This is a genomic window from Aminobacter sp. P4_H6_2, assembly GCF_056400805.1.
Window position 1 is genome coordinate 1 of sequence record NZ_JBFUKO010000386.1, and the last position, 5,141, is coordinate 5,141.

Consider the following 5,141-nt stretch of genomic DNA (forward strand, 5'->3'; position numbering starts at 1 on the left):
TCATTCCTGTGGAAAACGACCAGGACCTGGCATCGGCCTTGCAAGCCTTTTCTGGCAGCGGCGTGCTGAAGACTTGCCGCATGGGTTATGACGGCAAGGGCCAGCTGGTGTTCCGCAATGTCACCTCGGGCGGTTTCGATGGCGCCTGTGCCTCGCTCGGCAATGTGCCGCTGATCCTCGAATCCTTCGTCACCTTCGAGCGCGAAATTTCAATCATCGCCGCGCGCGGTACTGATGGCAGCATCGCAGCCTTCGACCCTGCCGAAAACGTGCACAGCAACGGCATTCTTGCCAGCTCGACCTTGCCGGCAGCGGTCAGCGTCGAGACTGCGGAAGCTGCACGCGAAGCCGCGCGCAAAATCCTCGCCGCCCTCGATTATGTCGGCGTTATCGGCGTCGAGTTTTTCGTCCTTGCCGACGGCTCGCTTTTGGTCAACGAGATGGCGCCGCGGGTGCACAATTCCGGCCACTGGACCGAGGCAGCCTGCGTCGTTTCGCAGTTCGAGCAGCACATCCGGGCCGTTGCCGGCCTGCCGCTCGGCGATGCCAACCGGCACGCCGACTGCATCATGGAAAACCTGATCGGCGACGACATCGCCAAGGTCCCGGCCCTGTTGGCCGAACCGGACGTCGCCGTGCACCTTTACGGCAAGGCCGAGGCACGCCCCGGCCGCAAGATGGGCCACTTCACCCGGCTATTGCGCCGCCAAGGGTAGATGGCCGGCGCTTGCGTGGTACGCTAGCTGCGAGCATCAGACGTCAACAATGGCTATTGGGTTCGCCTATGTCCTACATCGATGGCTACCTCATCCCCCTGGAGACCTCCAAGCTTGAGGAATACCAGCGCTTTTCAAGGCATGTGGCTGAGGTCTATCGCGAATATGGCGCCACGCGGGTCGTGGATTGCCAGCTGGATCGCACCGTCGCCAACGATGCCGATTTTCATGCAGAACAAGCACGCCACGATCTCGACGCCGACGAGGTGCCGCTTCGTGATTTTGAAACGGCGGCGGCAGCCCGAAGCGGTGAGACCGTCATTCTTTCCTGGACCGAGTGGCCAAGCAAGGAAGCGCGCGACCTGGGGCTCGCCAAGGCGCTGGCCGACCCGCGCATCCAGCCCAAAGAGGGCGAGAAAATGCTGTTTGAAGGACGGCGATTGATTGCCGGCGGCTTTCTCAAGCTGATCGACGTTTAGTCTGCAATAGGTGGGAGCTTACAGTGAGTGACCTGCCAAACCTATGATTTTCTTACTTTTCAGAGCCGCACACGATGAGTTCGTGGCTATCGTTGACGCCTGCATCGGGAGAAGGCAGAGTGAGCTTGGAATGCTGCCAATCCATACTGCCAGTAATCTTGGCGATCAGGGAAGGAAGGCACCCGTGGCCAACAAACAAGCACCAGATGGCGAACAAGACCGGACGCGGACCGCTTCGGCTGTAAGTCGACGCGACGTTCTCCTCGCAGGGACGGCCCTTGCCGCCGCAGCCGTTACGACGCGGTCGGCCACCTCCGTTGCTTCGGCACAAGAAACGGCCGCACAACCTGGTGCCTCCGGCCAGAAGCCAAACATTCTGATGATCATGGGCGACGACATCGGCTGGTTCAATCCGAGCATCTATCACCGCGGCATCATGGGATACCGCACGCCCAACATCGACCGCATCGGCAATGAAGGCGCGATGTTCACCGACTGGTATGGCGAGCAGAGCTGCACGGCAGGCCGCGCCGGCAATCGCCCATCCGCACCGGCCTCACCAAGGTCGGCCTGCCTGGTGCCGATATTGGTCTTCAGCCCGAAGACCCGAGCGTCGCCGAATTTCTGAAGGCGCTAGGCTATTCAACCGGCCAGTTCGGCAAGAACCATCTCGGCGACAGGGATGAGTTCCTGCCCACAAACCACGGCTTCGATGAGTTTTTCGGCAATCTCTACCATCTAAATGCGGAGGAAGAGCCGGAAAATCCCGACTATCCCAAGGACCCCGAATTCGCCAAGCGGTTTGGCCCGCGCGGCGTTATCCATTCCTTCGCCGACGGCAAGATCGAGGATACCGGACCTCTGACGCGCAAGCGCATGGAAACGATCGACGACGAAACATCAGCAGCCGCCATTGATTTCATCGACCGCCAGCACAAAGCTTCGACCCCCTGGTTCTGTTATTTCAACTCGACCCGGATGCATGTCAACACCCACCTCAAGCCCGAGTCCGACGGCAAGACCGGCAAGGGCATCTACGCGGACGGCATGGTCGAGCACGACGGCCATATCGGCCTTTTACTGAAGAAACTCGATGATCTTGGCGTCACGAACAACACGATCGTCATCTATACCAGCGACAATGGCGCCGAGGTGATAACCTGGCCGGACGGCGGCAATACCCCCTTCCGTGGCGAGAAAGCGACCAACTGGGAAGGCGGCTACCGCGTGCCGATGCTCGTCCGCTGGCCGGGCGTGATCAAGCCGAACACCATCTACAACGACGCGTTCTCGCACTACGACCTGATCCCCACCTTCTGCGCGGCGGCAGGCGAACCCGACATCGTGGCGAAGTGCCTGACCGGCTACCAGGCAGGCACCAAGACGTTCAAGGTGCATCTCGACGGCTACAATCTGCTGCCCTACTTCAGCGGCAGCATGCCCGAATCTCCCCGGCGTGACTTCCTCTACTGGAACGATGACGGGGAACTGGTCGCGGTGCGTGTCGGTGATTGGAAAGTCGTGTTCAAGGCGCAGGAACACGAGGGCATGGACGTCTGGCGGCGTGAGTTCACCAATTTGCGTGTGCCGAAGCTCTTCAACCTGCGCGCCGACCCGTTCGAGCGTGGCGACACGTCGATTGAATACGACAAATGGTTCGTCGACCGCAGCTTCGTGATGGTTCCCTCCCAGGCGGTGGTGGGCAAATGGCTGGAAAGCTTCAAGGAGTTTCCGATCCGGCAGAAACCCGCGAGCTTCAACCTTGACGAGGTCATGACTAAACTGACGCCGAAGAATTAGTCTACATCGAGAAGGCCATCTTCGATGCCGACTCAACGAAACGGTGCGAAGGCAACCAATTCATGATCTCGACAACGCTCTACAGCGCCGCGCGTCCAATAGGACGACGCGCAAAGGACGCCATAACACTTAGAATCTGTGCATGATCCTTTCCGAAAATCGATTCCGATTTTCGGAAAGGATCATGCACTAGCAGGCTTTTGAAAAAGGCGCTGGCCACCGGATTGCTACTTGAGCCATCGACGGACAGGCCGGCCCTACTTCGCCGGCGCCGGGCAACTCAGGTCGCCCTCCGCGCATTTGAGATAGACGCCGAGCTGCTCGACGCGCGTATCGGTCACGTCCTTCAGGCACATCACAAGGATCATCGGATAGACCGACCCGCTGTCGACGCCGGTGGCGGAGAATTTGCATTCGGCGTCGCGGAAGGCGATCCAGGCGCGTTGCGACTCCTGCAGCAACTTCTTGGCGTCCGCATTGTCGGACAAGCGCTTGATGATCTCGCCATAGGCTTTGTTCAGCTTGGCGTCGGAGGCCGCATAGTCGGCACCGGCGCAGATGTCCATGCCTGTCTGGGTCTGGTCGTTGCGGTCGCATTCTTCGGCCAAAGCCACGGACGCCACCATTGAACACGCGATCGCCGACAGTAGAATCTCAAGCCGCATTTTCCGCTCCGTCGCATGGCTCAACTACAATTCCAGCGAGACCGACGCCTGGCAAGCTCTCGCACGAGGCGTTGTCGGGTGCATCGGGGCCGGATAGATGAATCAATCCGCAGGCTTGGCGCTGCCTGCGGTTGACTGGCTCCGACTCCTCGTCTAAGAGCCTTTCACACAAATTGGGCGCGCTCTTTTGGCGCGCTTTTAGTTTCGGCCCGGTGATGGGCCCCATCCGACGGGTTAGTGACATGAAGATCAAGAATTCGCTCAAGGCACTCAAGGGCCGCCACCGTGACTGCCAGCTGGTTCGTCGCAAGGGCCGCATCTACATCATCAACAAGACCGCCCCGCGCTACAAGGCTCGCCAGGGCTGATGTAGGCTCGGCCGCTCGCGGCCGACGCATCACGGCAATTTCAGTTTGACGTTCCCATGCGGGGGTCTAAAGTTTCCGCATGCGGAACGTTTTTGCCTTTTTCGCCCTGGCCATGGCGGCAACGTTCCCGCCGCAGCTGGCGTTTGCCCAATCCACAGACAGCCCCGTTGTCGCCAAGCCCGACAATCAGCTTGATTCGCTGTTTGCCGACCTGAAGCGCGAGCGCAACGAAAAGGCCGCCGAGCGCCTCGCCAGCCGCATTTCGGAAGCGTGGAACAGGTCGGGAAGCGCCTCCGTCGACCTGATGATGCTGTGGTCCGAGCAAGCGATCAAAGCCCAGAAGTTCGACGTCGCGCTTGATTTCCTCGACCAGGTGGTAACGCTGCAGCCGCAATATGCCGAAGGCTGGAATCGGCGCGCCACCGTGCATTTCCTGACACGCAACTATCGCAAGTCGATGGCCGACATCGAACGCACGCTTGAGCTTGAGCCGCGCCATTTCGGCGCCTTGGCCGGCATGGCGCAGATCATGGCCGCCACCGGCCGCAACGAATTGGCGCTGCAAGCCTGGCAACGCGTGCTCGTCATCTACCCGATGCTGCGCAATGCCCAAGGCGAGGTGTCGCGGCTGTCGGAAGAGCTTGCCGGCGAAGGCATTTGAAGGGAATAGGACAGTAAGGGAGTAGGGCAATACGGCAGTATGGCAGTATGGCAGTATGTGTCTGCGCCACACTCGATGCCTTACCTACTGCCCTACTGCCCTACTGCCGTATTGCCCTACTGCCTTACTGCCTTACTTCACTTCCTCCCCTCTCCCCCTGGCTGCATGAACATCCTCACCACAATCCTGGTCCTGCTTGTTGCGCTGGTGCTCGCGCTTGCAGGCTTTACCCGCGTGACATCCTGGCTGATCGAGCGGCGCAATCCGCCGGCGGGCAGTTTCGTCGACATATCAGGCGCCCGCCTCCACTATGTCCACGTGCCGGCATCCGCCGGCGCCGACCTGCCGCCACTCGTCTTCATTCATGGCGCGAGCGCCAATCTGAAAGACCAGATGCTGCCTTTAAGGCACATGTTCGAAGGCCGCGCCGAGATGCTGTTCTTCGACCGGCC

The 5,141-nt window shown here is 60.2% G+C and carries 6 protein-coding genes and 1 pseudogene; 6 read left to right on the top strand and 1 reads right to left on the bottom strand.

Annotated elements, in window-relative coordinates; all coding sequences use genetic code 11:
• The 3 genes and pseudogenes from AC1DUU_RS22390 to AC1DUU_RS22400 form a co-directional block, all read left to right on the top strand.
• On the top strand, positions 1 to 716 hold a 716-nt coding region (locus AC1DUU_RS22390; RefSeq protein WP_476785588.1), incomplete at its 5' end, for a 5-(carboxyamino)imidazole ribonucleotide synthase.
• A 68-nt stretch (positions 717 to 784) separates the two neighbouring features.
• Positions 785 to 1,195 carry a DUF1428 domain-containing protein gene (locus AC1DUU_RS22395; RefSeq protein WP_476785589.1) on the top strand — a complete coding sequence of 137 codons (411 nt, stop codon included), beginning with the start codon at positions 785 to 787 and terminating at the stop codon, positions 1,193 to 1,195.
• A 130-nt stretch (positions 1,196 to 1,325) separates the two neighbouring features.
• Positions 1,326 to 2,995: pseudogene (locus AC1DUU_RS22400) on the top strand (arylsulfatase).
• Positions 2,996 to 3,252: 257 nt separating this feature from the next.
• Here AC1DUU_RS22400 and AC1DUU_RS22405 read toward each other — a convergent pair.
• Positions 3,253 to 3,660 carry a lysozyme inhibitor LprI family protein gene (locus tag AC1DUU_RS22405; protein ID WP_476785590.1) on the bottom strand — a complete coding sequence of 136 codons (408 nt, stop codon included), beginning with the start codon at positions 3,658 to 3,660 and terminating at the stop codon, positions 3,253 to 3,255.
• Positions 3,661 to 3,902: 242 nt separating this feature from the next.
• Here AC1DUU_RS22405 and ykgO point away from each other — a divergent pair, with 242 nt between their 5' ends.
• The 3 genes from ykgO to AC1DUU_RS22420 all read left to right on the top strand — a co-directional run.
• Positions 3,903 to 4,028 carry a type B 50S ribosomal protein L36 gene (gene ykgO / locus AC1DUU_RS22410; RefSeq protein ID WP_018429929.1) on the top strand — a complete coding sequence of 42 codons (126 nt, stop codon included), beginning with the start codon at positions 3,903 to 3,905 and terminating at the stop codon, positions 4,026 to 4,028.
• 79 nt (positions 4,029 to 4,107) lie between these two features.
• Positions 4,108 to 4,689 (top strand): tetratricopeptide repeat protein, encoded by a 582-nt coding sequence (locus AC1DUU_RS22415; protein ID WP_476785591.1) that lies wholly within the window; start codon positions 4,108 to 4,110, stop codon positions 4,687 to 4,689.
• A gap of 165 nt (positions 4,690 to 4,854) precedes the next feature.
• On the top strand, positions 4,855 to 5,141 hold a 287-nt coding region (locus tag AC1DUU_RS22420; protein WP_476785592.1), incomplete at its 3' end, for an alpha/beta fold hydrolase.